Source organism: Rhizobium sp. ZK1, assembly GCF_047782645.1.
GTDB lineage: Bacteria > Pseudomonadota > Alphaproteobacteria > Rhizobiales > Rhizobiaceae > Rhizobium.
In genome coordinates this window covers 1,291,275-1,318,141 of record NZ_CP180586.1, presented here as the reverse complement: position 1 = coordinate 1,318,141, position 26,867 = coordinate 1,291,275, and the positions used below count along the sequence as shown (strand labels likewise).

Genomic DNA, 26,867 nt, shown 5'->3' with positions numbered 1-26,867 from the left:
AACAGCCCCAGAGAAAAGACAGGGAGCAGCCATTGGCACGGGAGACTGCTGCAAGACCGGTGATCGTCTGGTTTCGCAAGGATCTGCGCCTTGACGACAACAAGGCTCTGCATGCGGCATGCACATCGGGGCGACCGGTCATTCCGCTCTATATTCGCGAACCCGACGAAGAGGGCACGGGGCCGCTTGGCTCCGCTCAGGCCTGGTGGCTGCACCATTCGTTGCATGCTCTCGATGCAGCCCTAAGAAAGCATGACGGCAAACTTATTCTGGTAAGTGGCCATGCCCGTGATGCACTGGCGGACATCATAACGCGAAGTGGTGCGAAAGCGGTGTTCTGGAACCGCCGCTACGATCCGCCAGGCATCGCGATCGATATGCGCCTCAAACACGAACTGGAAAAACAGGCGATCGAAGCACGCAGCTTCAGTGGCCAACTCCTGCATGAGCCGACCAAGGTCAAGACCTCGACTGGCACATCGTATCGTGTCTACACGCCTTTCTGGCGGGCGCTCGAAGGCGAAGGAGAGCCGGTATCACCGATCGATGCCCCGGAACGATATCGTTTCCCCGAGCAGTTTCCGGCCTCCGAAACGCTCGTCTCATGGAAGCTCCTGCCGCACGGACCGAACTGGGCAAAATCCTTTCCCGATATGTGGACACCGGGCGAAGCAGCCGCGCAGGAAAGGCTGCAGGATTTCATCGAAGGTGGCCTTCGTGGCTATTCGGCCGATCGCGAATTTCCCGGAAAGACGACAACATCCCTGCTCTCTCCGCATCTGGCGCTGGGAGAAATCTCGCCGGCGCGCATCTGGGAGGCCACGAAAGGACTTTCGCGCAAGATTTCCTCCGATGACATCGTGCGCTTTCGCAAGGAATTGGTATGGCGGGAATTCTCCTACCATCTGCTCTTCCATTTTCCGGAGCTGGCAAGAGATAATTGGAACGACAGTTTCAACGGCTTCGGCTGGCGCCAGGATGACGATGGCTTTCACGCCTGGTGCAATGGCCAAACAGGCTATCCCATCGTCGATGCCGGCATGCGCCAGCTCTGGCGCCATGGCTGGATGCACAACCGCGTTCGGATGATCACCGCCTCGTTTCTCATCAAGGATCTGCTTGTCGACTGGCGCCGCGGGGAGGCCTGGTTCCGCGACACGCTTGTCGATGCCGACCCGGCCAATAATGCGGCGAGTTGGCAGTGGGTGGCAGGATCGGGTGCAGATGCCTCTCCCTTCTTCCGCATCTTCAATCCGGTGTTTCAGGGCGAGAAGTTCGATGCGGATGGCAGCTACATCCGGCAGTTCGTGCCGGAACTCGAAAAGCTCGACGACACATATATCCACCGGCCATTCGAAGCCCCTGAAAACGTGCTTGATAAAGCCGGTATCACGCTTGGCGAAACCTATCCCAGACCCATCGTCGATCACGCCACGGCGCGCCGTCGGGCTTTAAAGGTCTATAACGCCATGAAGGATGCAGCATGAACGCACATGTTCCTTCGCTGCCACGCCGCCTCAAGGTCGCCGTAATAGGGTCGGGCATATCGGGTGCATCTGCCGCCTGGGCGCTCAACCCTGTCCATGACGTGACGCTTTATGAGAAGGATGTCCGGCCGGGCGGCCATACGGCAACGGTCGATGTCGACTATGACGGGCTGAACATTCCAGTCGATACCGGCTTCATCGTCTACAACGAGCACAATTATCCCAATCTGACCGCGCTCTTAGCAGAGCTCGGCGTCGCCACGCATGCGAGCGACATGAGCTTTTCACTGTCGCTGGATCAGGGCAGGCTGGAATGGAGCGGCGGCCGGCTGTCGTCGATATTCGCGCAGAAGCGCAATTTGCTGAACCCCTCCTTTCTCTGGATGATCCGCGAAATATTGCGGTTCAATCGTACCTGCCTGCAGGATCGGGCGGCCGGTCATCTCGCCTCTCGCTCGATCGGCGATTACCTCGACTGGCGCGGCTTCTCACCCGGTTTCACCAACAACTATCTGGTGCCGATGGCGGCCGCGATCTGGTCGACGCCATCAGCGCGCATGCTGCAATTTCCCGCCGAACACTTCGTCAATTTCTTCGACAATCACCGGCTTATCTATCGCCGTCAACATCAGTGGCGCACGGTGACCGGCGGCAGCCGCAACTATCTGAAAAAACTCCTATCACCACTTGGGGACAAATTGAAACTTGGCTGCGGCGTGCGTGGCATTATCCGTGATGACAAGGGTGCGACCCTCATCGATGAGGACGGCACCGAGGCCTTCTTCGACAAGGTGATCTTTGCCTGCCACAGCGATCAGACAGCGCGGCTGCTGACCGATGCGACGGATCAGGAAAAGCGATTGCTTGCTGCCGTACCGTATCAACCGAACCGCGTGGTGCTTCACCGTGATACCGGCCTGATGCCGAAGCGGCGCAACGTCTGGGCATCCTGGAACTATCTGCGCTCCAGCCATGCCGACGGCAAGGCTGGCGTGGCTGTGACCTACTGGATGAACAGGCTGCAGGGCATCGACCCGAACTTTCCGCTGTTCGTCACACTCAATCCGGATCGCGAACCGGAGTGCCGCAAGGTCTTTGCCGAATTCACTTACGAGCATCCGCAATTTTCTGCTGAAGCGATGGCCGCGCAGCGGGCGATTGCTACAATTCAAGGAAGAAACAATTGCTATTTCGCGGGCGCCTGGACCGGATATGGATTCCATGAGGATGGACTCGTCTCCGGTCTTGCGGCGGCGGAGGCGCTGGGCGGGATCGCACCCTGGCGGACTGCCCGGCCTTCCTCCCCTGAGGCCATACTGGAAGCGATGGCATGACGGCGTCTCGCACAAGCCCCCGTGCAACAAGGTATGGTGTCAGCGTGACGCGAAACGGCCCGCCGCCGGAGGCTCCGGCAGTGCTTTATGTGGGCGATGTCATGCATCAGCGCATGAAACCATTCGGCCATCGCTTCCGGTATCGGGTCTTTTCACTGTCTATCGATCTCGATCGGCTGGAGGAAGCCAACGGCCAGTCGGTGCTGTTTTCGGTCAACCGAAGCAATCTCGTCTCGTTCTATGAAGAGGACCATGCGGTAGGTGGAAAGCTGCGCTCCTATGCCGATCGCCTGCTTGCGGATGCCTGTGTCGAACGACCGGCCAAAATCCTGCTCGTCTGTTATCCGCGGATACTAGGCTACGTCTTCAATCCCCTTTCGGTCTATTATGCCTATGACAACAGGGATGCCTTGATTGCGCTGATCTACGAGGTGCGCAACACATTCGGCGAGCGGCATAGTTATGTCTGCCCTGTCGAGGAGAATGAAGTTTTCGAAAGCGGTCTTCGCCAGACCTGCGACAAGCTCTTTTATGTCTCTCCCTTCATTGGTGTCGGCATGCGCTATCATTTCCGCATGCTCCCGCCCGGCCAGGAAATCCGCTGGCGCATCCTGGAAACCGATGCCGAAGGACCGCTTCTTGCAGCCACATTCAGCGGCCGGAAAAAGCCTCTGGCTAGCTGGACACTCGGTTATCTTCTCACAGCCATTCCCTTCCTAACCATCAAGATCATGGCCGGGATTCACTGGGAGGCTCTGAAACTCTGGCTTAAAGGCGCCATCTACGTTCGCCGGCCACCACCTCCCCCACCTATCAGCGTGAAGCCGGCAAGCCGGCTTGCAGAAGCTGCGGAATGAATCTAGCGTTTGCTGCAATCGCCGGAGGAGAGGCGCAAGCATCGTCCTGACCGGCCAAAAAAATACGGGAGGATGGACGGTGAGCAATATGCAGGATTTGAATCAATCTGCCCGGGACGCGGTGACTCTGACGGCAGAGAATATTTCGCGCATCGTCAAAGGCCTGCCCTTTAAGGCGAAGCTTGCGCTGCGCGGCCTGATGCGCATGCAACACGGCTCCCTTACGGTCACGCTGCCCGACGGGCGCAAGGTGTTCATCAAGGGCAAGGCTGCCGGACCTGACGCCGCGTTGACGCTTCGAAACTGGAACCTTGCAGACCGGGCTCTGACCAGCGGCACGATCGGTGTCGCTGAGACCTATATGGACGGCGATTGGGACAGCCCTGATATTACTGCCTTCCTCGAGCTTTTCCTCGTCAATGGCGAAGCGGCGTACAGCTACGCGCATGGCAAGCGCGGCGTCGGCCGCTTCGTCGAGCGTATCCGCCACTGGATGAATGCCAACACCAAGACGGGCTCGAAGCGCAATATCTCGGCCCATTACGACCTCGGCAACGATTTCTACAAGCAATGGCTCGATCCGAGCATGACCTATTCCTCAGCGCTCTATTCGACCGGTGCCAACGACCTGCAGTCGGCGCAGAATGCGAAATATCGCGCTTTGGCGGAGGCAACCGGCATCAAGCCCGGCGATCACGTGCTGGAAATCGGCTCCGGCTGGGGCGGCTTTGCCGAGTTCGCGGCAAGCGAACTGAATTGCCGGGTGACGGGCCTGACGATCAGTCGCGAGCAGCTTGCCTTCGCGCAGGCGCGCATCAGCAAGGCAGGGCTCAGCGACAAGGTTGATTTCCGCTTCCAGGACTATCGCGACGAGACCGGTGTCTACGATCGCATTGTTTCCATCGAGATGTTCGAGGCTGTTGGCGAGAAATACTGGCCGGCCTATTTTTCCAAGCTCAAACAATGCCTGAAGCCGGGCGGCAAGGCGGGACTGCAGATCATCACCATTCGTCCCGAGGCCTTTGAGCAATATCGCAGCAATCCGGATTTCATCCAGAAATATGTGTTCCCCGGCGGCATGCTGCCGACGCGCCACCACCTTGCCGAACTCGGCAAGAAATTGGACTTGTCACTGGTCAAAGACTTTGGCTTCGGCCTCGATTATGCCCGTACGCTGTCGGAATGGCGCGAGCGCTTCTGGTCCGTCTGGCACAAGCTCCGGCCGATGGGTTTCGACGACCGGTTCAAGCGGCTCTGGGAATTCTACCTCTTCTATTGCGAGGCAGGCTTTCGTGCCCGCAACATCGATGTGCGGCAGGTGGTCTTTTCGCGGCCTTGATCATTCGGCCGGATGCGGCGTCACCGGGCGACGACTGGAGTTGGCAGGCCGCTCGCCCCAACCGGTGAAGCGGTTCACCAGTGCGAAATAGAAACCGTAAGGCAAGAGCCGCAGGAACTTCAGCACATAGGTGAAGCGCTTCGGGAAGGTGATCTCGAACGCCTGCGACTTGAGACCCGCCGCAATGCGCTCTGCCGCCGTCTCAGGCGAAACCAGTGCCGGCATGGGAAAGGCATTCTTGCGCGTTGCCGGCGTGTCGACGAAACCCGGATTGATGAGCTGGATGCGGATGCCGATCTTGTCGAGATCGAATTTCAGGCTTTCGGCCATGTTGATCAGGGCAGCCTTGGTCGCGCCGTAGGCGGCGCTGGTCGGCAATCCCGTGTAACCCGTGACCGAGGAAACGATGGCGATCTGACCCTGCCCCTTCGTCTTCATGTGGCGGACCGCCGGCAGCAGGCAATTGACGACGCCTGAGAGGTTGACGGCAAAAGTCTTCTCGAAATCTGCCCGGTTCAGATCCTCGCCGTGGACAGGCTGATAGACGCCTGCACACAGGATCGCCATGGCGAGCGCACCGTGCTCATATTCGATCGAGGCCATGACATGTTCCATGTCTTCGGCATCGGTCACATCGCCATCGAGAACGATGACGCTGCCAGCCAATCCGGCCGCCTCGAGCTGCAATTCCACCAGTTTTTCGTGATTGCGGGCGGTGACGGCGACCCTGTATCCCTCGTCTGCGAGCTTCAGCGCCAGCGCTCGGCCTATTCCGGAACTCGCACCGGAAATCCAGACGATACCATGCTCAGGACGGGCGATGAAATTACGCATGACACTTCCTCCGGTCTGCCGATTTGAACACGAACACAGGCCCGGAAGCTCCTCATCTCCCCCGGGACCATGGCTCTATCACAGCATTATGGCTGCTTTCAGCCGATGAGGTCACCAATGATCTGCCGAAAGGAGCCGGTGAGCTTGATCGGGCCGTCAGAAACGGCAAAGGCGATGCAGGGCCTGTCCATTTCGGCGACGGGGCGATGGTCGACGGAGGCATCCGCAACCGAGATATCTCCCGGCCCGAAAAGGCCGCGCTCGTCGCGGAAAGCGCCATCGAGGATGAGGATCAGTTCCATGCCCGCATGCGTATGTGCAGGCAGTGCACGACCCGGCCGTATCCACATCAGGCTGACCTCGCAGCCGTCGATATCGGTCGCATATTCCTTGAAGCCCGGAAGGCGCTTGCGCCACGGCACGTCATCGGCTTCGAAACCGATGAGGTTGCGCAGGGCGCGCGGGAAAAGAGCGCCTTGCGGACGTGAAGGGAGCTTCGAGGCAGCAGGAGCCTTCGAGCCGAAGATTGCCGCAAGCTTCGCATCGCGGTCGCTGATCGGGCTTGCTGGCGTGCTCTCCAGAGCTTCTCCAGCCAGCCGTTCGAGGTCAGCCACCAGGCCGCGATTGTCCGGCTTCATTTCGAGATGGGATTCCACGAGTACGCGGGCCGGCTTCGGAAGGGAGCCAGCGACATAGTGCGCCATCAATGCATCGATCGTGTCGATATGCTCGTGAACCATGTCAGATTCAGTCACGCCTTGTTCCTGCGCCCGTGCTTGCTTTGTCGTCATCCATACGCCGAAAGTCAATCTTCGGATCACTGCTTGCCCGGGCTGGGCGAAAGGCTAGAAATGGAAGACTAATTTTATCGTGGTCTTGAAAGGCATGGAATAGGATTTCTTGCCAATGCCGCCTTGTGAAGGGAAAAGACCGTTCCTAAACTATGCGTAAACGAGGCAGATTCCATGACCTTCCACCCCTCCGTAATCAAGGCTATCGGCAATACGCCCCTCATCAAGCTCAAGGGTGTTTCCGAGGCGACCGGCTGCACCATTCTCGGCAAGGCCGAATTCCTCAATCCCGGCCAATCTGTGAAGGACCGAGCGGCGCTCTACATCATCCGTGATGCCGAGAAGAAAGGGCTGCTGAAGCCCGGCGGCGTCATCGTCGAGGGCACGGCGGGCAATACCGGCATCGGCCTGACGGTGGTCGCCAAGGCGCTCGGCTATCGCACCGTGATCGTCATTCCGGAAACGCAGAGCCAGGAAAAGAAGGATGCGCTGCGGCTGCTCGGCGCCGAGCTCGTGGAAGTTCCGGCCGTTCCCTACAAGAACCCGAACAATTATGTGAAGGTTTCGGGCCGCCTTGCCGAGCAGCTTGCCAAGAGCGAGCCGAACGGCGCGATCTGGGCCAACCAGTTCGACAACGTCGCCAACCGCCAGGCCCATATCGAAACCACCGCACCCGAGATCTGGAAAGATACGGATGGCAAGGTCGACGGCTTTGTCTGCTCGGTCGGCTCCGGCGGCACGCTTGCCGGCGTCGCCGCAGGTCTCAGGGGTTTCAACAAGGATATCAAGATCGGCATTGCCGATCCCGAGGGTGCGGCGCTCTACGAATTCTACAAGAATGGCGCGCTGAAATCCGAGGGCTCTTCGATAACAGAAGGCATCGGCCAGGGACGCATCACCGCCAATCTCGAAGGCTTCACGCCGGACTTTACCTATCGCGTCACCGATGCCGAGGCGCTTCCCTATCTCTTCGATCTCGTCGAGCATGAGGGGCTCTGCCTTGGCGGCTCCACGGCGATCAACATTGCCGGCGCAGTGCGCCTCGCCAGGGATCTTGGCCCCGGCCACACGATCGTGACAATCCTCTGCGACTATGGCAACCGCTATCAGTCTAAGCTCTTCAATCCGGATTTCCTGTCATCCAAGGGTCTTCCCATTCCCGAATGGATGGTCGGCTCGACGGATATCAAAATACCCTACGAACCCGCAGCGTGAGCCCCGATGCCAGTCAATGCCCTTTACCGTGACGACTTCTATCTATCCACATGCGAAGCGGTCGTCACGGCCGTTCACGAGGACGGGGGCATTGAGCTGGACCAGACCTGCTTCTATGCAACATCGGGCGGGCAGCCGGGCGATACCGGCTTCTTCGAACGTGGCGACGGCTCCAATGTGGAGCTTGGCCAGGCGAAACATGGCGCGACCAAGGACATCGTCATTCATATGCCGCTGGAAGGTCAGGCGCTGCCCGAAATCGGCGAGAAGCTGGTGCTGCACATTGACTGGCCGCGCCGCTACAAGCTGATGCGCATGCACACGGCCTGCCATCTCCTGTCCGTCGTCTGTTCCTATCCGATCACGGGGGCGGCCGTCGGCGAGGAGGAAAGCCGCGTCGACTTCGACATGACCGACACGATCGACAAGGACGATGTGACGGCCAAGCTCATGGATCTCGTCAACCAGAACCATCCGGTCTATCTTCAGTGGATTACGGACGAGGAGCTTGCGGCCAATCCCGGCATCGTCAAATCGAAAAATGTGCGCCCGCCTATTGGACTCGGCCGCGTCAGCCTCGTCTGCATCGGCGAGAATTCCGCCATCGACAGCCAGCCCTGCGGCGGCACGCATGTCTCGGAAACACAAGAAGTCGGCCAAATTCATATTGCCAAGATCGAGAAGAAAGGCAAAGAGAACCGGCGTTTCCGCATTCGCTTCGGCACGCCCGGCAACGAAGCCTGATAGCCGAATCCTGATATCTGGGGAGATCATCATGAGCGACACCAAGAGCCGTTTCGTCGTCTCAGCCGACTGGCTGCAGGCTGAACTCGGCAAGCCGGACCTGCGCGTCCTCGACGCATCCTTCTATCTTCCGGCACAGAAGCGTGATGCCGATGCGGAATATGCCGGCGGGCATATTCCCGGCGCGATCCGCTTCGACCAGGACAAGATCGCCGATCACTCGACGAACCTGCCCCACACGATCCCCTCGCCTGATTATTTCGCGGCGGAAGCCGGCAAGCTCGGCATCAGCGAGAATGATCGCATCGTCGTCTATGACGGCATCGGCATGTTCGCCTCGCCGCGTGTCTGGTGGCTGTTCCGGGTGATGGGCGCAAAGAACGTTTTCGTGCTCGACGGCGGATTGGACGGCTGGAAGGCCGAAGGACGACCGCTCGAAACCGAAGTGCCACGCTATGCACCGGCAACCTTCAAGACGAATTACGACGCCAGCCGCGTCGTCCATCTCGACCAGATGCGCGATATCGTTTCGAGTGCGGCCCTGCAGATCGCCGATGCCCGCAGCGCCGGCCGTTTCGCCGCCAGCGAGCCGGAACCGCGTGCCGGCATGCGCTCCGGCCATATGCCCGGTGCCCGCAGCCTGCCTTCAGGCATCTTCGCCAATCAAGGTCGCTTCAAATCGCTGCCGGAACTGAAGCAGACGATCGAGGATGCCGGTATCGACCTTTCCAAGCCAGTCGTCACCTCCTGCGGATCGGGCATTACCGCCGCGATCATTACATTGGCGCTGGAGTCGCTGGGGCATACCGACAACAAGCTCTATGACGGCTCCTGGAGCGAATGGGGCAGCCGTGAGGACACGCCCGTCGTCACCGGCCCGCCCGAACCGGCCAAAGCCTGACGCCCATGGGAAAGACGCCCGCCTCGCTCAAGGCCCATATCACGCGGCTTGAAATGGTTGCGCCGCCGAAGGCAAGCCTGCCCGTGCCCGTCAATATCCAGACGGCAATCATGCGCGCGCCTGGCATTCCGCTCGCCTTCTATCGCTATCTCTACCGTCAGGTCGGCGCACGCTGGCAGTGGGTCGACCGGTTGAGGATGAGCGACGAGGAACTAACGGCTGTACTCCATGACAAGCGCAACAATATCAGCGTGCTCTATGTCAACGGCGCGCCCGCCGGCTTCTACGAGTATCTTTGCGAGGACGAGGATACGATCGAGCTTTCCCATTTCGGGCTCTTCGAGCACGCGCTCGGCCTCGGCATCGGCAAATGGTTCCTGCTTCAGGCGCTCTACGCCATCTGGACGCTGAATCCGAAGAAGGTCACGACGACGACCAACAATCTCGATCATCCGCGCGCATTGCAGCTCTATCAGATGTTCGGCTTCTCTCCCGTTTCCACGGGAACCGGGATCGTCAGGCCACTGAGCGACAAGGAACTGCTGGAACTAGCCAGAAGAAGCTGATTGCGTTGCACCCGAACCCAGGCCTTGCCGATTTCAGGCAAGAATCGGGTGGCTTGGCTGAGCTTCAGCGCAGACATTATGGCAAAGCTCAAAAGGAGATTTGCCATGACCAACATTCAGTTTTCCGCTATGCCGACAAGAGATGCAGAAGCGCTGTGGAGCGGCGGCGGCGACGCCTACGATCGTTTACCGGAGACAATGATTTCCGATGGTACGGGCCATCCCTGCCGTCACTGCCTGCAGAATATCGGCGCTGGAGAAGAACTACTCGTCTTCGCCTATCGGCCCTTTCCGGAACTGCAGCCCTATGCCGAGACTGGGCCGATCTTCCTGCATAAGCAGCCCTGCCAGCGCTATTTTGCCGACGAGATTCTACCTCCCGTCCTGACCACGAGCTCGGATTTTATCGTCCGCGGCTATGGCGAGAACGACAGGATCGTTTACGGCACCGGTGCAGTCACGCCCATCGAGAAAATTCCTGCCTACGCGGGCGAATTGCTCACGCGGCCGGGTATCGCCTATGTGCATGTGCGCTCGGCGCGCAACAATTGCTATCAATGCCGCATCGACAAAGTAAAGGCGCCGGCGGAAGCCGACGCCCTGATATGACCTTGAGTGAGTTACGCCACGTTCAGCGCGCTTTCCGGGGCTACGGCTTCATAGCCCAAGGCCTCGGCAACCGGCTTGCTGGTGATGCGCCCCCGATGGACGTTCAGGCCGTTGCGCAGGTGCTTGTCCTCGGCAATGGCGCGCAGGCCGCGATCGGCGAGCGCCAGACCGTGGACGAGCGTGGCATTGTTCAGCGCGTGAGCAGAGGTGACCGGAACGGCACCCGGCATGTTGGCGACGCAATAATGCACGACGCCGTCGACGACATAGGTCGGCTCGGAATGCGTCGTCGCATGCGAGGTTTCGAAGCAGCCGCCCTGGTCGATGGCAACGTCGACGATGACCGAACCCTTCTTCATGCCCGATAGCATTTCGCGGGTAACGAGCTTCGGCGCGGCAGCACCGGGGATCAGCACCGCACCGATGACGAGATCGGCGGAGAAGACCTCTTCTTCCAGGGCCTGGATGCTGGAATAGCGCGTATGGATCCGGCCATTGAAGATGTCGTCCAGCTGGCGCAGGCGCGGCAGTGACTTGTCGAGAATGCTGACATCAGCACCGAGACCGGCAGCCATCTTGGCCGCATGCAGGCCGACGACGCCGCCGCCGATGATGGCAACCTTGGCCGGCAGAACGCCGGGCACGCCACCGAGCAGGATTCCGAGGCCGCCATTGGCCTTCTGCAGTGCAGTGGCGCCGGCCTGAATCGAAAGACGGCCGGCGACTTCGGACATCGGCGCCAAGAGCGGCAGGCCACCCCGATCGTCGGTCACCGTCTCATAGGCGATTGCCGTGACGCCGGAGGCGAGCAGGCCCTTGGTCTGTTCCGGATCGGGCGCGAGATGCAGGTAGGTGTAAAGAAGCTGACCGTCGCGGAGCTGCGCCCATTCCGAAGGCTGGGGCTCCTTGACCTTGACGATCATGTCGCACTTTTCGAAGATATCCCTGGCCGAGGCGGCGATCTTTGCGCCAGCAGCCACATAGGCGGCATCATCGGCACCAATGCCGGCGCCTGCCTTCGTTTCCACCCAGACCTCATGGCCGTGGGCGACATATTCTCTTACCGAAGCCGGCGTCAGACCGACGCGATATTCATGGTTCTTGATTTCCTTCGGGCAGCCGACACGCATTCGCGTTCCTCTCATTTTATGTCCGCATTCCGCGGAGCGTTTTCTTGCCTCTAAATCCAAGCACCACGGCCACGAAATGTCCTTGCAAAGAGGATTTGCCTTGATGCAAATTTTCGAAGATTATTGCGTCACTTCTCTATTTTTCGAAGGTTCTTCGAATGTCTGACCTCGATAATATCGATCTTGCGATTCTGAAGGCGTTGCAGATCAACGCGCGTATCACCAATGCGGAGCTTGCTAACAAGGTGGGACTGTCGCCTTCCGCCTGTTCTCGGCGGCTCGACATTCTCGAAAAGAGTGGTGTCATCGGCGGCTATCATGCGCGGGTTTCGCATAAGGCGCTCGACTACAAGATGATCGCCATCGTGCATATCTCGCTGTCCGGCCAATTCGCCAAGACGCTGTCGGAATTCGAGGCGGCAGTGAAGCGCTGTCCGAACGTGCTCGTTTGCTACCTGATGTCCGGGGAGTACGACTATATCCTGCGGGTCGCCGCACGTGACCTGGAAGATTATGAGCGTATCCATCGCGACTGGCTTTCGGCGTTGCCGCATGTGGTGAAGATCAACTCCAGCTTTGCGCTGCGCGAAATCATCGACAGGCCGAATGTCGGCCTCTGAGCCCTTGCAAAGCGACTGAAACCCTGCCCTAGCTTGGCTCTGCGGGCATCTCCCGCTTCAACGGCAAGACATGAAATCCAAGACCCACGGCTATATCTTCCTGCTTCTCGCGCTCACCATCTTTTCGGCGCAGGACGCAATCTCGAAGCATCTTGGTTCAACCTATTCACCCATCTTCGTGACAATGGTGCGCTATTGGGCTTTCGGTCTGTTCACCGTGGTTCTGGCTGCAAGGATGCGCGGCGGCATCGCTGCCACCGCCCGCACGAAACATCCCTTTCTTCAGTTTTCGCGCGGTGTTCTGCTTGCCACGCAAGTGGTGCTGGCAATCACCTGCTTTGCGCTGATCGGCCTTGCGCATTCGCAGGCGATCTTTGCCGCTACCCCGATCATCGTCGCACTGCTTGCCATTCCGCTTCTCGGCGAGAAGGTCGGCTGGCGCCGCTGGACCGCGATCGGTGTCGGGCTTCTCGGCGTGCTGCTGATCCTTAAGCCGGAAGGCGGATTTTTCGATGTGAATCTGCTTCTCGCGGTCGTTTCATGCTTCAACTTCGCGCTTTACGTGATCGCCACGCGTTATGTGAGCCGGCAGGATTCGGCGATGACGAGCTTCTTCTACACGGGTGTCGTCGGGGCCGCCGTCATGACGCTTGCCGGGCCTTTTTACTGGACGCCGGTCCATGGATGGGACTGGATGTGGATGCTTGCGGTTTGCCTGACCGGCACGTCGAGCCATTATTTCCTGATCCGCGCCTATGACGCTCTCGATGCGGCCGCGGTCCAGCCGCTCACCTATATCCAACTCGTCTATGCCTCCATCCTCGGGGTGCTCATCTACGGGGAAACGCTGACGCTGAACATGATCTTCGGCTCGCTCATCGTGGTCGCGGCGGGTATCTTCACGGTCTGGCGCGAACATGTCGTGGCGCGGCGGGCGACCGTGCAGAATTGAGACTTTCGGCGCAATTTTAGACAAGCGCCTAAAGGCATTTCAATTTTCCGGGCCTATGCTTTTCCCGAATTCTTCATGGGGACAAGCATGACACGTAATCTCAAGATAACTGCGCGGAAGGCTGACCGGAAGAACTGCCGCGTCTTCGGCAAGATCCGCTATATGAACAGCCAGGTGGATGCCCGCATCCTCGATCTTTCCGCCACGGGTGCAGCGCTCGAGGTCAAGGCGCCGCTCCATGCAGCCTCCGGCAGCAAGGTACGCATCGAAGCAGAGGATCTCGGCCTGCTCGACGGCGTCATCCGCTGGAAACACAACGGCCGCGTCGGCATCCAGTTCGACGTGAATTCCAATGCGCGTGCGCTCATTGCCTCCTATTTCCGCTTCTTCCATCGCGACGTGCCGCGCGTTCGCTAAGCTTTTCAAAACGATGCCGCCTTTGCGGCATCGTTGTTGCCCTTCTGTCATTTTCGCGATGTACTCCTTCGCCAATCATCCTAAGTTCAGCGAACCGGGTGATGTATGATGTCAAAAGGAGTTGCCATGTCTTCCATTTTCGATGTGCCTACGATGAGCCGCCGTTCCCTGCTCGGCGGTCTCGCCGCCACTTCCGCTCTCGTGCTGCTGCACCCATTCAGCGCCCGCGCTGCCGCAAACCAGGCGCATCTGCGGCTGATGGAAACGACCGACATCCATGTCAACGTCCTCCCCTATGACTATTATGCCGACAAGCCGAACGACACGATGGGCCTGTCGCGTACGGCAACCATCATCGACACAATCCGGGCAGAAGCCGTCAACTCGCTGCTGATCGACAATGGCGATGTGCTGCAGGGCAATCCAATGGGCGACTATATGGCCTATCAACACGGCATGAAGGACGGCGATATCCATCCGGTCATCAAGGGGATGAACACGCTCGGCTACACCGTCGGCACGCTCGGAAACCACGAGTTCAATTATGGCCTGGACTTCATGTTCAAGGTGCTGAACGGCGCGAACTTCCCCTTCGTCTGCGCCAACCTGACCAAGGGCCAGCTCGCTTCCGATCCGAAGCAGGACGACCTGTTCTTCAAGCCCTACGTCATCGTAGAAAAGCAGATCAAGGATGGCTCCGGCAATGAAAGCCCGGTCAAGATCGGCTTTATCGGCTTCGTACCGCCACAGATCATGCTGTGGGACATCAAGAACCTCGAAGGCAAGGCGCAGACCCGCGATATCGTCCAGGCGGCCAAGGCCTGGGTGCCGGCCATGAAGGAGGCCGGCGCCGATATCATCATCGCCCTTTCCCATTCCGGCATCGACGGTTCCGCCCCGTCCGAAAAGATGGAAAATGCCTCGTTGCATCTTGCAGCCGTCGAGGGGATCGATGCGATCTTCACCGGTCACCAGCATCTCGTTTTCCCCGGCCCGAAGAGCTGGGATGGCATAAGCAATGCCGATCCGATCAAGGGCACATTGCATGGCAAGCCCGCCGTCATGGCAGGCTTCTGGGGCTCGCATCTCGGCCTCATCGACCTTCTGCTGGAGAAAGACGGCAACAGCTGGAAGATCGTCGACTTCACGTCAGAAGCGCGGCCGATCTACCATCGCGACGACAAGAAGAAGGTCGTTGCCGATGTCACAGACAAGAAGGAAGTCGTCGAGGCTACCAAGGCAGAGCATGAGGCAACACTTGCCTATGTCCGCACGCCTGTCGGCAAGACCTCCGCACCGCTTTATTCCTACTTTGCGCTCGTCGCCGACGATCCGTCGGTACAGATCGTTTCACAGGCTCAGACCTGGTATATCAAACAGATGCTGGCGGATACGCAGTTCAAGGATCTGCCGGTTCTCTCCGCTGCAGCCCCCTTCAAGGCCGGCGGCCGTGGCGGTGCGGACTACTATACGGATGTTCCGGCCGGCGATATCGCCATCAAGAACGTTGCCGACCTCTATCTCTACCCGAATACGGTTCAGGCCGTCGCGATTACCGGCGCGCAGGTGAAAGAGTGGCTGGAAATGTCTGCGGGCATGTTCAATCATATCGAACCCGGCGCGAAGGACGCGGTCCTCCTCAACAGTGACTTCCCGTCCTACAATTTCGACGTCATCGATGGCGTGACCTATCAGATCGACCTGTCGCAGCCGCCCAAATATGATTCGTCGGGCAAGCCGGTCAATCCGGACGCGAACCGCATCCAGAACCTTGCCTTCGACGGCAAACCGATCGATCCAGCCCAGAAATTCGTGGTCGTCTCCAACAACTACCGTGCCGGCGGCGGCGGCAGTTTCCCGGACATCGCCTCCGACAAGGTGATTTTCCAGGCGCCGGATACCAACCGCGACGTCATCGTCCGCTATGTCCATGATCAGGGCACGATCAACCCCTCCGCCGACGGCAACTGGACCTTCAAGCCCCTGCCCGGCACGACCGTCGTGTTCGAAAGCGGACCGAAGGCCAAGCAATACCTTGCCGACGTCAAGAGCGTGAAGATCGAGGATGCCGGCGAAGGCGCCGAAGGATTCGCGAAGTTCAGGCTGGTCCTCTAAAGCCGCAAGGGCGCGGTTTCTTCAACCGCGCCCTTTTCGTTCAAGCAATTTCTGCCTCAGCTTCGATGCAACGACGAAGCATGCCGAGTTCAACCGGCGGCTTCCTTTCGATCCTGCGATATTGCCTGCCATCCCGGGTGCGGTGGACAAGCCCGAAATCGAAAAGCTCGCGGCGCAGCAGTGCCGCATCGCCGAAGAGATGCAAGCGGCTCAGCAAATCGCTGATTTCACGCTCCGTCAGTTCCGTATCCGCCGGTATTTTCGACCACAGGAACCACAAGCAAAGTTCCTGGAGCCCTCTCCTGCCCGGCCAGCGGATCAGTCGGCCATTGCCATCGAAATGGCGCGACGCCTTCAGCACGCGGTCTTCATTCGGCAAAGGCTCGGGATCCAGCTTCAGGCTCCAGTCCTTCAGGACCGCCGCAGACTGCGCCACGCTGCGGAAATGCTGGTAGTTACGATAACCCGCCGCGCGGGTCAGTAGATTGAGCATCTCGACATGGCTCGGCTTGTCAGCGAGCGCTTCGATCTGCGTGCGGAGAGATTTGGCGAAAGCCGAAAGATCAGCGATTTCCATTGGAAAGATAGATTTGGTCACGTCTTATCCTCAACGCGCCGTTCCCTCGAAAAGGTGTCGGTGGTCGCCGGCTTTCGACTTCGGCACAGGACAAGTGCTGATAATCTCTCTGGAGCAGGTTTAGCTTCCCTTGCGGGACGGCGACGCCTCGGTGAACTGCAGACCGTGACGCCGTTATAGCAAAGGCCGGAAACCCGTCAACCGTGCGGCTATTCGGCAGCTTCGGGAATGGCATGCAGCCCGTCAATGCCCAGTATGTTGATCATTTCGCCATGGCTCGGACACATGGAGAGCCGCCCGCGAAAGGCCTCGATCAGCCATTGCCCGGCGGGGCCTGGCGGATTGGCGGCCCTGCGCATGGCGTAGATCGGGTATTCGCCCTGCTCGTAAGCCTCCAGCTTGATGGCGACCAAATTGCCCTTCATGATGTCCTCTCCGACGACCGATACCGGCAGGCCACCCCAGCCGAGACCACCCTTGATGAGCTGGTGCTTGGTCGCAATGTCGCTGACACGCCATGTCCTGTAAGACAGGACGTTGAAGTCCCGCCCCTTGGTCAAGCCGGAGGCATCGGAAACCACAAGCTGGATCTCTTCGCGCACATCAACCAGTGTCAGCGGACGACCAATGCTCGCCAGCGGATGATCGGGTGCGACCACGGGAACCATGAACGAGTAGCCGATCTTTTCGGCTACAAGCGAATCGTCCTGCCTCACAAGCGCGCCGCCAATCCCAATACCGGCCTTGTCGCTCATCACCATGTCCATGACCATGCCGAGCTCGCCGACATTGAGATTGAGGGCTACACCCGGGAATTTTTCGCGGAACTCGCGCAGCACCATCATGACGGCATCGGCAGGCACCATGACACTGATTGCCAGAGAAAGCTCCGCCTCCAGCCCCTGCTTGATGCTTTTCACGCGAGCGCGCATGACTTCGAGGTCGGCCATCAGCCGGCGGGCGTCCTCCAGCATCGCCTTGCCGGCATCCGTCAGTTTCGGTTGGCGGGCGCCGGAACGCTCGAAGAGCGGCACTTCGAGCTGGGCTTCCAGATTGGCGATCGTATAGCTGATCACCGACTGCGCGCGGTTCAGCACGCGCGAGGCTGCCGAGAAGCTGCCGGTTTCGGCGACCGTCAGGAAAACCTGTAATTGATCCAGTGTCGGGTTCGGAAGCATCTTCCATCCAATCCATCGATAATTTTGATCGACATTATCCCAGTTTTTTCGATAGCGGGCCAGCCTTATTTCTTTTCTCGAACACAGCGGTTTGCCGCTCCCAACCGGCCGCTGAAACCCAATTCGAGAGGAAATTCAACCATGTCTTCCATTCTTCTTCTGACGTCCAGCCCGCGTTCGGAATCTCTATCCACCTCGATCGCGGTCGAGCTGGCTGATAAGCTCAAGAGCCAGAACCCGGGCAGCGTCGTCGTTCGTCGCGATCTCGCCGCAAATCCGCTGCCGCATATCGATGATCTGTTCACCGCCGCCATCCGCAAGCCGCCGGAAACCCGCACAGCTGAGGAATCTGCCGCCGTGAAGACTTCTGACGAGTTGGTCAACGAGCTTCTTGCCGCCGACAGCATCGTCATCGGCACCGGCCTCATCAATTTCAACATCTATTCGTCGCTGAAAACCTGGATCGATAACGTCGCCCGCGCAGGCCTTACGTTCAAGTACACCGAAAGCGGCCCGGTCGGCCTCGCCACCGGCAAGAAGGTCTATGTCGTTCTCGCCTCCGGCGGCGTCTACTCTCAGGGTCCGGCTGCGGGCATGAACCACGCCGTTCCGTACCTGAAGTCGGTTCTCGGCTTCCTCGGCATCACCGATATCGAAACCATCTATGTCGAAGGTCTCGCCTTCGGCCCGGAAGCAGCGGAGAAGGCCATCGGCGCTGCCAAGTCGCGCGTCGAAGAGCTCGCGCTTGCTGCCTAATCCGTGAATTAAGAAGTTACACTCGATAGGGCCGGCGCGATGCCGGCCCTTTCATTTTCCGGCGAAGTCATCGGCGAAGGAGCGGACCGTCTCCAGGATTTCGTTGGAGAGCTCTTCGTCATCGACAATGCGTGCGAGGCCGACGGCACCCGTCATCAGGCTGGAGAGAATAATCGCCTTGCGACGTGCCTGTGCCTGATCGGCCGCTGCCACGCGTCCGGCCATATTTCCCAGATTCGCCTTCAACTGATCGGTCGCAAGCGAACGGCATTTCTCGCCGCTACGGGCAAGGTCGGCCGTCAGAGCCGCAAAGGGGCAACCGCCGCTCACGTCCTCGCGATGATGCGGGCTCAGATAACTAGCGGAATATTCCGCCATCGTAATATCTGCCGGTACCCTGCCCTCCGAACGCACCTTCGCTTCCCAGGAGCCGAAAGCCAGTTTCATGGCTTCGGCCACCATCTCGTCGCGCGAGGCAAAATGCTTGTAGAAGCCGCCAACAGTCAGCCCCGCCTCCTTCATCAGATCGGCCACGCCGAGCCCTTCCAGTCCTTTCTCTCGCAGACGCTTGGAAGCGATCTCGACGATCCTGTCGTGCGTCTTCTGCTTTTCCAATTGCGAATGACCCATCGAAAATCTCCCGATATGCGGACTTGACTCATGTGGATTACAGCCATAATCCTTGTGGATACCGATCATAATCCAGATCGAGTCATTTTCCAATAGGAGCCACTCCATGCGTCTCAAGAACAAGATCGCGCTCATTACCGGCGGCAATAGCGGTATCGGGCTTGCCACTGCCAAGGTTTTCGTTGCCGAAGGCGCGAGGGTCATCATCACCGGCCGCAACCCGGAAACACTCGCAGCGGCCAAGAAAGCACTTGGCGGCGACGTGCTGACGCTGAAGATCGATCTCACAGACGTTGCGGCGGCGGAGAAGGTCTTCGCCGAGGCAGCTTCTGCCGTCGGCAAGTTCGATATCGTCTTTGCCAACGCCGGCATCGGCGGCGCAACGCCGCTCGGCCAGACCTCGCTGGAACAGTTCGAAAAGATCATCAGCACCAACCTCACCTCAGTTTTCTTCACGGTCCAGTCGGCGCTTCCGCATCTGAATGATGGCGCTTCTGTCATCCTCAACGGCTCGGTCCATGCCGTTCTCGGCGCACCAGGCTGGTCGGCCTATGCCGCCACCAAGGGTGCAGTGCGCTCCATGACGCGCAACCTTGCCTCTGAGCTTGCGCCCCGCGGTATCCGCGTCAATCAGGTGACGCCGGGCGGCACGCGCACACCGATCTGGTCGCCCTATGCGCAGACCGAAGATGCAATGTCGGCACTCGAAGAAAAGCTCGGGAACATGAGCGCGCTTGGCCGCATGAGCGAAGCAGATGAGATTGCAAAGGCCGCGCTCTATCTCGCCTCCAGCGATTCCAGCAATGTCACCGGGATCGAGATCACCGTCGACGGCGGGATGACGAGCGCCCCCTCCGGCGCCAAGATTTTCCGCGCCGCCTGAACGGGCGGAAGCTAGCTGACTTTCACGACACCGGAGCGGCCGACGACACAGTTGCGGCCGCTTTTCTTTGCCTCGTAGAGGCGGCTGTCTGCCGCCGAAAGCACGGTCGTGAAACTGGTACCATCTTCGTCGGCGGTTGCAGCCCCTATGCTCACCGATACCGACGCATCATCGGGCGTCTTCACACTGGTCACGATCGTCCAGCGCAGGCGCTCGGCGAGCAGCAAGCCTTCCTCATGGCTTGTGCCTGGACAAACGGCGACAAACTCTTCGCCGCCGAAGCGGAAGATACGGTCGCTGGAGCGCAGCGTCGTTCCGAGCCTCGAGGCAATGGCCTTCAGAACCTCGTCGCCCTGCAGATGGCCGAAGCCGTCATTGACGTCCTTGAAATGGTCGGCATCGATGATGAGAACGGTCGCGTGCTGGCCCTGCCGCAGCGCTTCGCGCACCATCAGGGGCGCCTCCAGTTCCATGCGGCTGCGGTCATAGACGCCGGTCAGCATGTCGCGGCCGGTGCGCTCCAGTAGATCGTTATAGCGCTCGCGGAATGTCAGATCCCCGAAGAGGTCGCTGATCGAGCGGGCCGAGGCGGCAATACCGGCTCTGCGGATACGGAATTCATAGACGGCGAACATCAGTGAATAGAGGCAGACGGCCAGCATCTTGGCTTTCCATCCAGCCCAGAAGGCCGTCATCGGCACGCCCATGAAATAATGCAGGCCGCTGAAGAAGAGGATCTGGTCAAATGTCAGAAGCACAAGGCCCGCGATCATGAAGCGCAGCACGACGCGGCGGCGCATGAAATCGCCAAGCTTCTCGTAGAGCAGGATGATACCGAGCGAGTCGAGGTAGAGGATTGCCGTGCCCCACACCATCAGCCATCCCATTTCCTTCAAGAAATTAACGTCTGCCGGATGGCCGGGCGACAGATCCAGCGGCTGATGAAGCTGCATCACCCAGGCAATGGCGACGGTCAGGAGATTGCCGAGAAACAGACCATAGATCGGCTGGCGGACGGTCGCCGCATCCTCCTGCAGGTAGAGCATGAGAATCATCATCAGCTTGCCGGAAAAGAAGATCGAAGACCCCGGCGATACGTTCCCGAACGGCAGGGAAACATAGAAGACCGCAGCAAGGTAGGTCTCCATGAAATGCATGACGCCGAGTGCAGTCAGGAAGACGCCCAATCCGAGGCGCTGGCGAAAATGCAGGAGACTGACCATCAGCACGAAATAGCCGACGGCTTCGACGATGAAGAGCGCAGTGTTTAGGAGCTCCATCACTGCCCTCCGCCGACGACAGGAGCGCACGAGCGAGCCACAGCCACCGCGGCGGATCTTCTGGTCAATCGTCCGGAAAGCTCAAACACAAACGGCGCCCTGCAAAACTTGCAGGCGCCACCTTCGCCATAATCCTTTAAGATTAGGTGAGCAAACCAGCAGCTTCCGCCACGGAAATGCTGTCATAGTTTTGAAAAACAACGGTAAATGTCAGCTCGGACAAGGCTTTCCCGGCTCGCGCCCTCAGACCTGCCGAAGCTTCTCGCCATCACTGAAAAGAGAGGGGCCGTGCTGGTCGATAATCTGCTGCGCCTTCCGCACCGTGCATTCGATCGCATCATCGGACGAGGAGAAGAGATCTGCACGGATGAACTTGCGCACGAGAACGTCCTCACCGACTTTCTTCTCGATCCGGCCGGCCAGACGATACTGGCCGCCTTCCTTCTGCGGCACCGCATAGATGGTGCAATCGCCATAGAGCTGCGGCTCGCCGGAAGGACCCGCAGTTGCCTCATCCGAGGATTTGCTACCGCCGGAAAAGACCGAAAGAATGTTTGAAAGGAACGAAGCCATAATCCGCCTTTAGCACGCAGTGCTGTTCACGCAAAGTCAAATGATCAGGTTTGCGACGATCTCGTTTTCGGTGATGTCCTCGAAGCCCATGCCTGACCTTTCGAAATTGGCGACCAGCGTCGCGAAGTTCTCCGGCGCCGTCGTCTCGATGCCGATCAGGATCGAACCGAAATTGCGCGCCGATTTCTTGAGATATTCGAAGCGGGCGATATCGTCATACGGTCCGAGAAGATTGAGAAAATCGCGTAGCGCGCCAGGGCGCTGGGCAAGGCGCAGGATGAAGTATTTCTTCAGACCGGCGTAGCGCATGGCCCGTTCCTTGACATCGGGCAGCCGCTCGAAATCGAAATTGCCGCCCGAGACGACGGCAACGATCGTCTTGCCTTTGATGGCCTCGCGATCCATGGCGGCGATCGCCGTCAGCGCCAGGGCTCCGGCCGGTTCCAGCACCACGCCTTCGACGTTCAGCATCTCCTGGATGGTGACGCAGATGGCGTTTTCCGGCATCAGCCTGACCTGTTCGGCCGAAAAACTCTTCAGCGCTGCGAAATTCAGGTCGCCGATGCGGGCGACCGCTGCGCCATCGACGAAATTGTCGACCTTCGACAGCGTCACGATCTGCCCCGCCTCGAGGCTGCGGCGCAGGCTCGGCGCGCCGGCAGGCTCGGCAAAGACGAAGTCGGATTGCGGCATGATGCCGTCGAGAAAACCGGTGATACCGGCGGCAAGGCCGCCGCCGCCGACCGGCAGGACGACCATGTCCGGTATCGTTCCCTCGGGAAGCTGCTGCATGATTTCTGCGGCGACCGTCGCCTGCCCCTCGATGATATCAGCATGATCGAAGGGCGGCACCATGACGCCGCCGATCGCCTCCACGTGATCGCGCGCCGCCTGATAGCATTGGTCGAAGAAATCACCGATGAGTTCGATGGTGATGAAGCCGGCGCCGAACATGCGGGTCTTGTCGATCTTCTGCTGCGGCGTGGTGACCGGCATGAAGACGACGCCCGGCACGCCGAAATGGCGGCAGACGAAGGCAAAGCCCTGCGCATGATTGCCGGCGGAGGCGCAGACGAAGGTCTTGCCGCCCGCGCCCTTGGCAATCGCCTTGCGGAAGAAATTGAACGCGCCGCGGATCTTGTAGGATCGCACCGGCGAAAGATCCTCGCGCTTCAGCCAGATATCGGCGCCATAGCGGGCGGAAAGGTGATCATTGAGCTGCAGCGGCGTGGCGGGGAAAAGGCTGCGCATTGCCTCTTCGGCGCCTTCGACATCATGTCTTGTCACGGGCGTTCGTCCATTTTTCAAAAATCCAGACGTCGCTATGACACAGGCCGCTTGTGGAAAGAAGCCCGTTTGCGCCATTTGCGGTTCACCCGATGAAAGGCTTCCTTAACGGCGTCGTCTGATTGCACCGAAGATCCAGATCACGTGGACGGCTTTTAACTTGATGTCGCATAGAAATTGCTAATATGACAGCAAGATGACATCAAAGATCACAAAGCCGCTGGCGTGGCTTCTTCTCGCCTTCATCCTGTTCGTCACGGTTTCACCGATCGAATTGCGACCCCACACGATCGAGACACCTGACATCGACCGCGCTGCGGCTTACCTCGCGGCAGGGCTGGCTTTCGCTCTTGCCTATCCGAGACAATGGAAAACAGTAGCCGCGCTGCTGATCTTCGGTGCCATCGCGATCGAATATCTGCAGTACCTGTCGCCGACGCGGCATGCGCGCCTTCACGATGCAGGCGTCAAGGCAGCAGGCGCAGCACTCGGCTTAGCCGCCGGCTGGGCCTTCAACAAATGGCGTGAAGCGAAAACGGAAGCGAATACCGCCACCGAATTTGTCCGCCGCTGACGGTGGATCGGAAAGCTAAAGACCGCGTGTCTGCAAAGCCCAGAAGAAAAGCGGCACCGCGGCGACCGCGGTTCCTAATAGTAGAAGGGCGCTCATCTTAAAAAGCTTGATGCGACGCGTCCTTGTACCATTCCAGTCGTAAACCATCGCCTTACTCCCACTAAGACAACACTTACTCAACCGCACACTGCCTACATTTTTTGCACCGTTGAAACCACAGACAAGCACTGCCTATGGTTTATCCACACTATACAAGCACATTCGAACACGTTTATGAAGATGGTGCGAGCGACGGGGATCGAACCCGTATAGCCTAAGGCCGAGGGATTTTAAGTCCCTTGCGTCTACCAGTTTCGCCACGCTCGCGCGCCGTCCAGATCAACGACTTAGGCGGATTCGTCAAGTTTTTGTTTGCAGGACAACCTCTGCGTTTTGCGAAACCTGCCGATAACTTTATCCCAAAATAAAACGGCGGCCCAAGGGACCGCCGTCTCAGAACTCGATTGTCGCGAAGCTCAAGCCAGTTTTGCAGTCATCTTGGCGACGTGTGCGCCCTGATACTTGGCAGCTTCGAGCTCGATTGCCGAAGGCTGGCGGGAGCCGTCACCGTTGGTGATGGTGGAGGCGCCATAAGGCGAGCCGCCCTTGACTTCTTCCGTACCCATCTGACCTTGGAAAGCATAGGGAAGGCCGACATAGGCCATGCCGTGATGCAGGAACGTCGGAACGAAGCCGAGGATCGTCGATTCCTGACCGCCGTGCTGTGTTGCGGACGAAGTGAACATCGAGCCGACCTTGCCGACGAGCTTGCCGGTGAACCACAGGCCACCGGTCTGATCCCAGAAATTGCGCATCTGCGAGGCGACCGTGCCAAAACGCGTGCCGGCACCGACGATGATCGCATCGTAATCAGCCAGTTCGTCGACGGTGGCGATCGGGGCTGCCTGATCGAGCTTGTAATAGGAAGCCTTGGCGACTTCTTCCGAAACCAATTCCGGAACGCGCTTGACGACGACATCAGCGCCGGCGGACTTCGCGCCTTCGGCTACGGCATAAGCCATGGTTTCGATGTGGCCGTAAGCCGAGTAGTAGAGGACGAGAATCTTCGCCATTGTTATCTCCAAGGATTGATTGAATTTCCTGACCACGAACGTTCTACCAGCGCATCTGGTTCAACATAGCCCCGCGCGCAAGAACTCACTGTTCACCGCCTGTAGACGAAAATTCACTTGCCGTTTCGTCTCCGGTTGAGGGGGCTTGCCGTTTGGCCGCTTTGGCGTTTGCAAAACGGCCAAACGGCGCTACCTATTTCCAAGCTTCACACCACGGAAATATCCCCATGAGCAATGAGACCGTCGTTACCGCCGCCATGCTAGCCATCGGCGACGAGCTTCTTTCCGGCCGCACCAAGGACAAGAATATCGGCCACCTCGCCGACATGCTGACCATTTCAGGCATAGACCTGAAAGAGGTGCGCATCGTTGCCGACGAGGAGGATGCTATCGTCGAGGCACTGAATGCGCTTCGCGGCAAATACGATTATGTCTTCACCTCGGGCGGTATCGGGCCGACGCATGACGATATCACTGCGGATGCCGTCTCGAAGGCTTTCGGCGTACCCTGCGAGCATGATACGGCGGCGATGGCGCTGCTTGCGGAAATGTACAGGCGCCGCGAAATGGAATTCACCGAGGCCCGCCAGCGCATGGCCCGCATGCCGCGCGGCGCCGCACATATCGCCAACCCGGTTTCGACAGCGCCCGGCTTTGTCATCGGTAATGTCTATGTGATGGCCGGCGTTCCGCAGGTCTTCCAGGCCATGGTCGACAATGTGCTGCCGACGCTGAGGACAGGCACGCCCGTCCTCTCGCTCGCTATCGCCTGCCCCTATGGCGAAGGCGAGATCGGAACGCCGCTCACGGCGATCCAGAAGGCGCATCCGGAAACCAGCATCGGCTCCTATCCCCGGTATGTCGGGCAGAAATTCTCGACCGAAATCGTCGTGCGCGGTCGCTCGCAGGATGTGATCGAGGCTGCGGGTGCGGACGTGCGGGCCATGATCGAGGATATCAGACGCAGGAAGGACATTGCCGAGAACTATCAGGCGGAAGCGTGAGAGGTTCTGCGGTCTTGATCCCGGTCAAGGAACCGCAGCGTGTCCCGGTACATTTCTTTCCTCGCGGACCATCATTTCAGCCGCAAAGGAGAATTGATATGTCTTATAAAACCATTCTTGCCATTCTGGATACAGCAGACAATAGCGCCGCCGTTGCCGATTTCGCCTTTGCCATTGCCGCTGAAAGCAGCGCCCACGTGATCGGCCTGCATGCCGAAACGATCGCCGCCGTGCCGCTGCTCGCGCCGATGGAAATTCCCGATCCGGTCGCCGTGCAGGCGCTTCAGGATATGGCCCATTCCGAAACTGTCGAGGTCGAGCGGATTTTCCGCGCCCGTGGGGAGGCTTCCGGTGCTTCCTTCGAATGGCGCGCCTTTGCCACTTCGACGGGATACGGCTCGGCGCCGCTGATCGAAAGCGCGCGCAGCGCCGACCTGCTGATCGCCTCGCAGGCCGATCCGGCAAGGCCCTCCGACAGTCATGTTGATGTCGATGACTTCCTGTTCGAAAGCGGCCGCCCGGTGCTGATGATCCCCTACATCATTCGCCAGCCGAAGCCGATCAAGCGCGTACTGATTGCCTGGAACGGCTCCAAGGAAGCCACACGCGCCACTTTCGACGCCCTGCCGATCCTGAAGGCTGCCGAAGCGGTGGAGATCTTCTCGGTCGATCCGGCCGAAACGGCCACGCAGTCGCCAACCACAGCCGGCGCGGACATCGCCGCAACGCTTGCCCGTCACGGGGTGAACGTAACGCTCGCCACGACCGCAAGCGGCGACAAGAACGCCTCGCACATCATCGAGAACCGGCTTTCGGACGACAGCATCGACCTTCTGGTCATGGGCGCCTACACGCATTCCTGGCTGTGGCAGGCGATCTTCGGCGGGACGACGAAGACACTTTTGCAGTCCATGACGGCGCTGACATTGCTCTCGCGTTAAGCCCGCTCTTGCCTTTTGCCTCCAAATCCCGCTAATTGCGGCGACCGATGATATCAGGCTTCGGCATCCATCGCGCAGTTCCGGCTGCGCGATTTGCATTTTGCCAGCCGATGTTCATTCGGTCGCCGGCAAACGGCGTGTCGTTTTTTCCATGCCGCGGA

At 59.2% G+C, this 26,867-nt stretch carries 27 protein-coding genes, 1 tRNA gene and 1 pseudogene; 18 read left to right on the top strand and 11 right to left on the bottom strand.

Going from position 1 to position 26,867, the window contains the following annotated elements; genetic code table 11:
• The first annotated feature begins 32 nt into the window (after nt 1-32).
• From ACK9YZ_RS06720 to ACK9YZ_RS06705, 4 genes are all read left to right on the top strand, one after another.
• The gene (locus ACK9YZ_RS06720; protein WP_416066046.1) at nt 33-1,487 is read left to right on the top strand and encodes a cryptochrome/photolyase family protein; all 1,455 of its coding nucleotides are present in this window, start codon (nt 33-35) and stop codon (nt 1,485-1,487) included.
• Entirely contained in the window at nt 1,484-2,821 is a 1,338-nt protein-coding gene (locus ACK9YZ_RS06715) for an NAD(P)/FAD-dependent oxidoreductase (RefSeq protein ID WP_416066045.1), read from the top strand. The genes ACK9YZ_RS06720 and ACK9YZ_RS06715 overlap by 4 nt, the downstream gene beginning before the upstream one ends.
• Nucleotides 2,818-3,678 carry a DUF1365 domain-containing protein gene (locus ACK9YZ_RS06710; RefSeq protein ID WP_416066044.1) on the top strand — a complete coding sequence of 287 codons (861 nt, stop codon included), beginning with the start codon at nt 2,818-2,820 and terminating at the stop codon, nt 3,676-3,678. The genes ACK9YZ_RS06715 and ACK9YZ_RS06710 overlap by 4 nt, the downstream gene beginning before the upstream one ends.
• A 79-nt stretch (nt 3,679-3,757) precedes the next feature.
• Nucleotides 3,758-5,017 (top strand): class I SAM-dependent methyltransferase, encoded by a 1,260-nt coding sequence (locus tag ACK9YZ_RS06705; protein WP_416066043.1) that lies wholly within the window; start codon nt 3,758-3,760, stop codon nt 5,015-5,017.
• On the opposite strand, the gene ACK9YZ_RS06700 is transcribed toward ACK9YZ_RS06705, so the two are convergent.
• Complete coding sequence (locus tag ACK9YZ_RS06700) at nt 5,018-5,851, bottom strand: SDR family NAD(P)-dependent oxidoreductase (RefSeq protein WP_416066042.1); 834 nt, start codon at nt 5,849-5,851, stop codon at nt 5,018-5,020.
• A gap of 98 nt (nt 5,852-5,949) precedes the next feature.
• On the bottom strand, nt 5,950-6,606 hold the full coding sequence (locus tag ACK9YZ_RS06695; protein ID WP_416066041.1) for a ChrR family anti-sigma-E factor: 657 nt from the start codon (nt 6,604-6,606) through the stop codon (nt 5,950-5,952).
• A 210-nt stretch (nt 6,607-6,816) separates the two neighbouring features.
• Here ACK9YZ_RS06695 and ACK9YZ_RS06690 point away from each other — a divergent pair, with 210 nt between their 5' ends.
• The 5 genes from ACK9YZ_RS06690 (at nt 6,817) to ACK9YZ_RS06670 (ending at nt 10,677) form a co-directional block, all read left to right on the top strand.
• Nucleotides 6,817-7,857: a cysteine synthase A gene (locus ACK9YZ_RS06690; protein ID WP_416066040.1), complete on the top strand. Its 1,041-nt coding sequence runs from the start codon at nt 6,817-6,819 to the stop codon at nt 7,855-7,857.
• Between the two features lie 6 nt (nt 7,858-7,863).
• Entirely contained in the window at nt 7,864-8,601 is a 738-nt protein-coding gene (locus ACK9YZ_RS06685; protein ID WP_416066039.1) for an alanyl-tRNA editing protein, read from the top strand.
• A 31-nt stretch (nt 8,602-8,632) separates the two neighbouring features.
• Nucleotides 8,633-9,502: a 3-mercaptopyruvate sulfurtransferase gene (gene sseA, locus ACK9YZ_RS06680; protein ID WP_416066038.1), complete on the top strand. Its 870-nt coding sequence runs from the start codon at nt 8,633-8,635 to the stop codon at nt 9,500-9,502.
• Nucleotides 9,503-9,507: 5 nt separating this feature from the next.
• Nucleotides 9,508-10,068 (top strand): GNAT family N-acetyltransferase, encoded by a 561-nt coding sequence (locus ACK9YZ_RS06675; protein WP_416066037.1) that lies wholly within the window; start codon nt 9,508-9,510, stop codon nt 10,066-10,068.
• A gap of 105 nt (nt 10,069-10,173) precedes the next feature.
• Complete coding sequence (locus ACK9YZ_RS06670) at nt 10,174-10,677, top strand: DUF1203 domain-containing protein (RefSeq protein ID WP_416066036.1); 504 nt, start codon at nt 10,174-10,176, stop codon at nt 10,675-10,677.
• 11 nt (nt 10,678-10,688) lie between these two features.
• Here the strand turns inward: ACK9YZ_RS06670 and ald are convergent, their stop codons facing one another.
• Nucleotides 10,689-11,807 carry an alanine dehydrogenase gene (gene ald, locus ACK9YZ_RS06665; protein WP_416066035.1) on the bottom strand — a complete coding sequence of 373 codons (1,119 nt, stop codon included), beginning with the start codon at nt 11,805-11,807 and terminating at the stop codon, nt 10,689-10,691.
• Nucleotides 11,808-11,965: 158 nt separating this feature from the next.
• Between ald and ACK9YZ_RS06660 the strand changes: the two genes are divergently transcribed.
• The 4 genes and pseudogenes from ACK9YZ_RS06660 to ACK9YZ_RS06645 all read left to right on the top strand — a co-directional run bounded on the left by ACK9YZ_RS06660 (nt 11,966) and on the right by ACK9YZ_RS06645 (nt 15,911).
• Nucleotides 11,966-12,427 (top strand): Lrp/AsnC family transcriptional regulator, encoded by a 462-nt coding sequence (locus tag ACK9YZ_RS06660; protein ID WP_216757787.1) that lies wholly within the window; start codon nt 11,966-11,968, stop codon nt 12,425-12,427.
• A 70-nt stretch (nt 12,428-12,497) separates the two neighbouring features.
• Nucleotides 12,498-13,379, top strand: a complete 882-nt coding sequence (locus ACK9YZ_RS06655) for a DMT family transporter (RefSeq protein WP_216757786.1) — start codon at nt 12,498-12,500, stop codon at nt 13,377-13,379.
• Nucleotides 13,380-13,466: 87 nt separating this feature from the next.
• Nucleotides 13,467-13,781, top strand: a pseudogene (locus ACK9YZ_RS06650) (PilZ domain-containing protein); the annotation flags it as partial.
• A 141-nt stretch (nt 13,782-13,922) separates the two neighbouring features.
• Nucleotides 13,923-15,911: a bifunctional 2',3'-cyclic-nucleotide 2'-phosphodiesterase/3'-nucleotidase gene (locus ACK9YZ_RS06645; protein WP_416066034.1), complete on the top strand. Its 1,989-nt coding sequence runs from the start codon at nt 13,923-13,925 to the stop codon at nt 15,909-15,911.
• Between the two features lie 40 nt (nt 15,912-15,951).
• Here the strand turns inward: ACK9YZ_RS06645 and ACK9YZ_RS06640 are convergent, their stop codons facing one another.
• Together ACK9YZ_RS06640 and ACK9YZ_RS06635 are read right to left on the bottom strand one after the other, a co-directional pair.
• Nucleotides 15,952-16,509 (bottom strand): DUF2087 domain-containing protein, encoded by a 558-nt coding sequence (locus tag ACK9YZ_RS06640; protein ID WP_216757783.1) that lies wholly within the window; start codon nt 16,507-16,509, stop codon nt 15,952-15,954.
• Between the two features lie 188 nt (nt 16,510-16,697).
• The gene (locus tag ACK9YZ_RS06635) at nt 16,698-17,666 is read right to left on the bottom strand and encodes a LysR family transcriptional regulator (protein WP_216757782.1); all 969 of its coding nucleotides are present in this window, start codon (nt 17,664-17,666) and stop codon (nt 16,698-16,700) included.
• A gap of 141 nt (nt 17,667-17,807) precedes the next feature.
• Between ACK9YZ_RS06635 and ACK9YZ_RS06630 the strand changes: the two genes are divergently transcribed.
• Nucleotides 17,808-18,422 carry an FMN-dependent NADH-azoreductase gene (locus tag ACK9YZ_RS06630; RefSeq protein WP_216757781.1) on the top strand — a complete coding sequence of 205 codons (615 nt, stop codon included), beginning with the start codon at nt 17,808-17,810 and terminating at the stop codon, nt 18,420-18,422.
• A 51-nt stretch (nt 18,423-18,473) separates the two neighbouring features.
• Here the strand turns inward: ACK9YZ_RS06630 and ACK9YZ_RS06625 are convergent, their stop codons facing one another.
• Nucleotides 18,474-19,052 carry a TetR/AcrR family transcriptional regulator gene (locus tag ACK9YZ_RS06625; protein WP_416066033.1) on the bottom strand — a complete coding sequence of 193 codons (579 nt, stop codon included), beginning with the start codon at nt 19,050-19,052 and terminating at the stop codon, nt 18,474-18,476.
• Between the two features lie 106 nt (nt 19,053-19,158).
• On the opposite strand from ACK9YZ_RS06625, the gene ACK9YZ_RS06620 reads away from it, so the two are divergent.
• The gene (locus ACK9YZ_RS06620; protein ID WP_216757779.1) at nt 19,159-19,935 is read left to right on the top strand and encodes an SDR family oxidoreductase; all 777 of its coding nucleotides are present in this window, start codon (nt 19,159-19,161) and stop codon (nt 19,933-19,935) included.
• Nucleotides 19,936-19,946: 11 nt separating this feature from the next.
• Here ACK9YZ_RS06620 and ACK9YZ_RS06615 read toward each other — a convergent pair whose 3' ends face one another.
• From ACK9YZ_RS06615 to ilvA, 3 genes are all read right to left on the bottom strand, one after another.
• A complete protein-coding gene (locus tag ACK9YZ_RS06615; RefSeq protein ID WP_416066032.1) occupies nt 19,947-21,218 on the bottom strand; it encodes a diguanylate cyclase in 1,272 nt (423 codons plus the stop codon).
• A gap of 240 nt (nt 21,219-21,458) precedes the next feature.
• Complete coding sequence (locus ACK9YZ_RS06610; protein WP_416066031.1) at nt 21,459-21,788, bottom strand: HlyU family transcriptional regulator; 330 nt, start codon at nt 21,786-21,788, stop codon at nt 21,459-21,461.
• A gap of 36 nt (nt 21,789-21,824) precedes the next feature.
• A complete protein-coding gene (gene ilvA / locus ACK9YZ_RS06605) occupies nt 21,825-23,075 on the bottom strand; it encodes a threonine ammonia-lyase (RefSeq protein ID WP_416066030.1) in 1,251 nt (416 codons plus the stop codon).
• A gap of 196 nt (nt 23,076-23,271) precedes the next feature.
• Between ilvA and ACK9YZ_RS06600 the strand changes: the two genes are divergently transcribed.
• The gene (locus tag ACK9YZ_RS06600; protein WP_216757775.1) at nt 23,272-23,649 is read left to right on the top strand and encodes a VanZ family protein; all 378 of its coding nucleotides are present in this window, start codon (nt 23,272-23,274) and stop codon (nt 23,647-23,649) included.
• A 280-nt stretch (nt 23,650-23,929) separates the two neighbouring features.
• Here the strand turns inward: ACK9YZ_RS06600 and ACK9YZ_RS06595 are convergent.
• Nucleotides 23,930-24,015, bottom strand: a tRNA-Leu gene (locus tag ACK9YZ_RS06595).
• A 149-nt stretch (nt 24,016-24,164) separates the two neighbouring features.
• Nucleotides 24,165-24,761: an NAD(P)H:quinone oxidoreductase type IV gene (gene wrbA, locus ACK9YZ_RS06590; RefSeq protein ID WP_416066029.1), complete on the bottom strand. Its 597-nt coding sequence runs from the start codon at nt 24,759-24,761 to the stop codon at nt 24,165-24,167.
• A 227-nt stretch (nt 24,762-24,988) separates the two neighbouring features.
• On the opposite strand from wrbA, the gene ACK9YZ_RS06585 reads away from it, so the two are divergent.
• Together ACK9YZ_RS06585 and ACK9YZ_RS06580 are read left to right on the top strand one after the other, a co-directional pair.
• Nucleotides 24,989-25,765: a competence/damage-inducible protein A gene (locus ACK9YZ_RS06585; RefSeq protein WP_416066028.1), complete on the top strand. Its 777-nt coding sequence runs from the start codon at nt 24,989-24,991 to the stop codon at nt 25,763-25,765.
• Nucleotides 25,766-25,863: 98 nt separating this feature from the next.
• On the top strand, nt 25,864-26,706 hold the full coding sequence (locus tag ACK9YZ_RS06580) for a universal stress protein (RefSeq protein ID WP_416066027.1): 843 nt from the start codon (nt 25,864-25,866) through the stop codon (nt 26,704-26,706).
• Nucleotides 26,707-26,867: the final 161 nt, after the last annotated feature.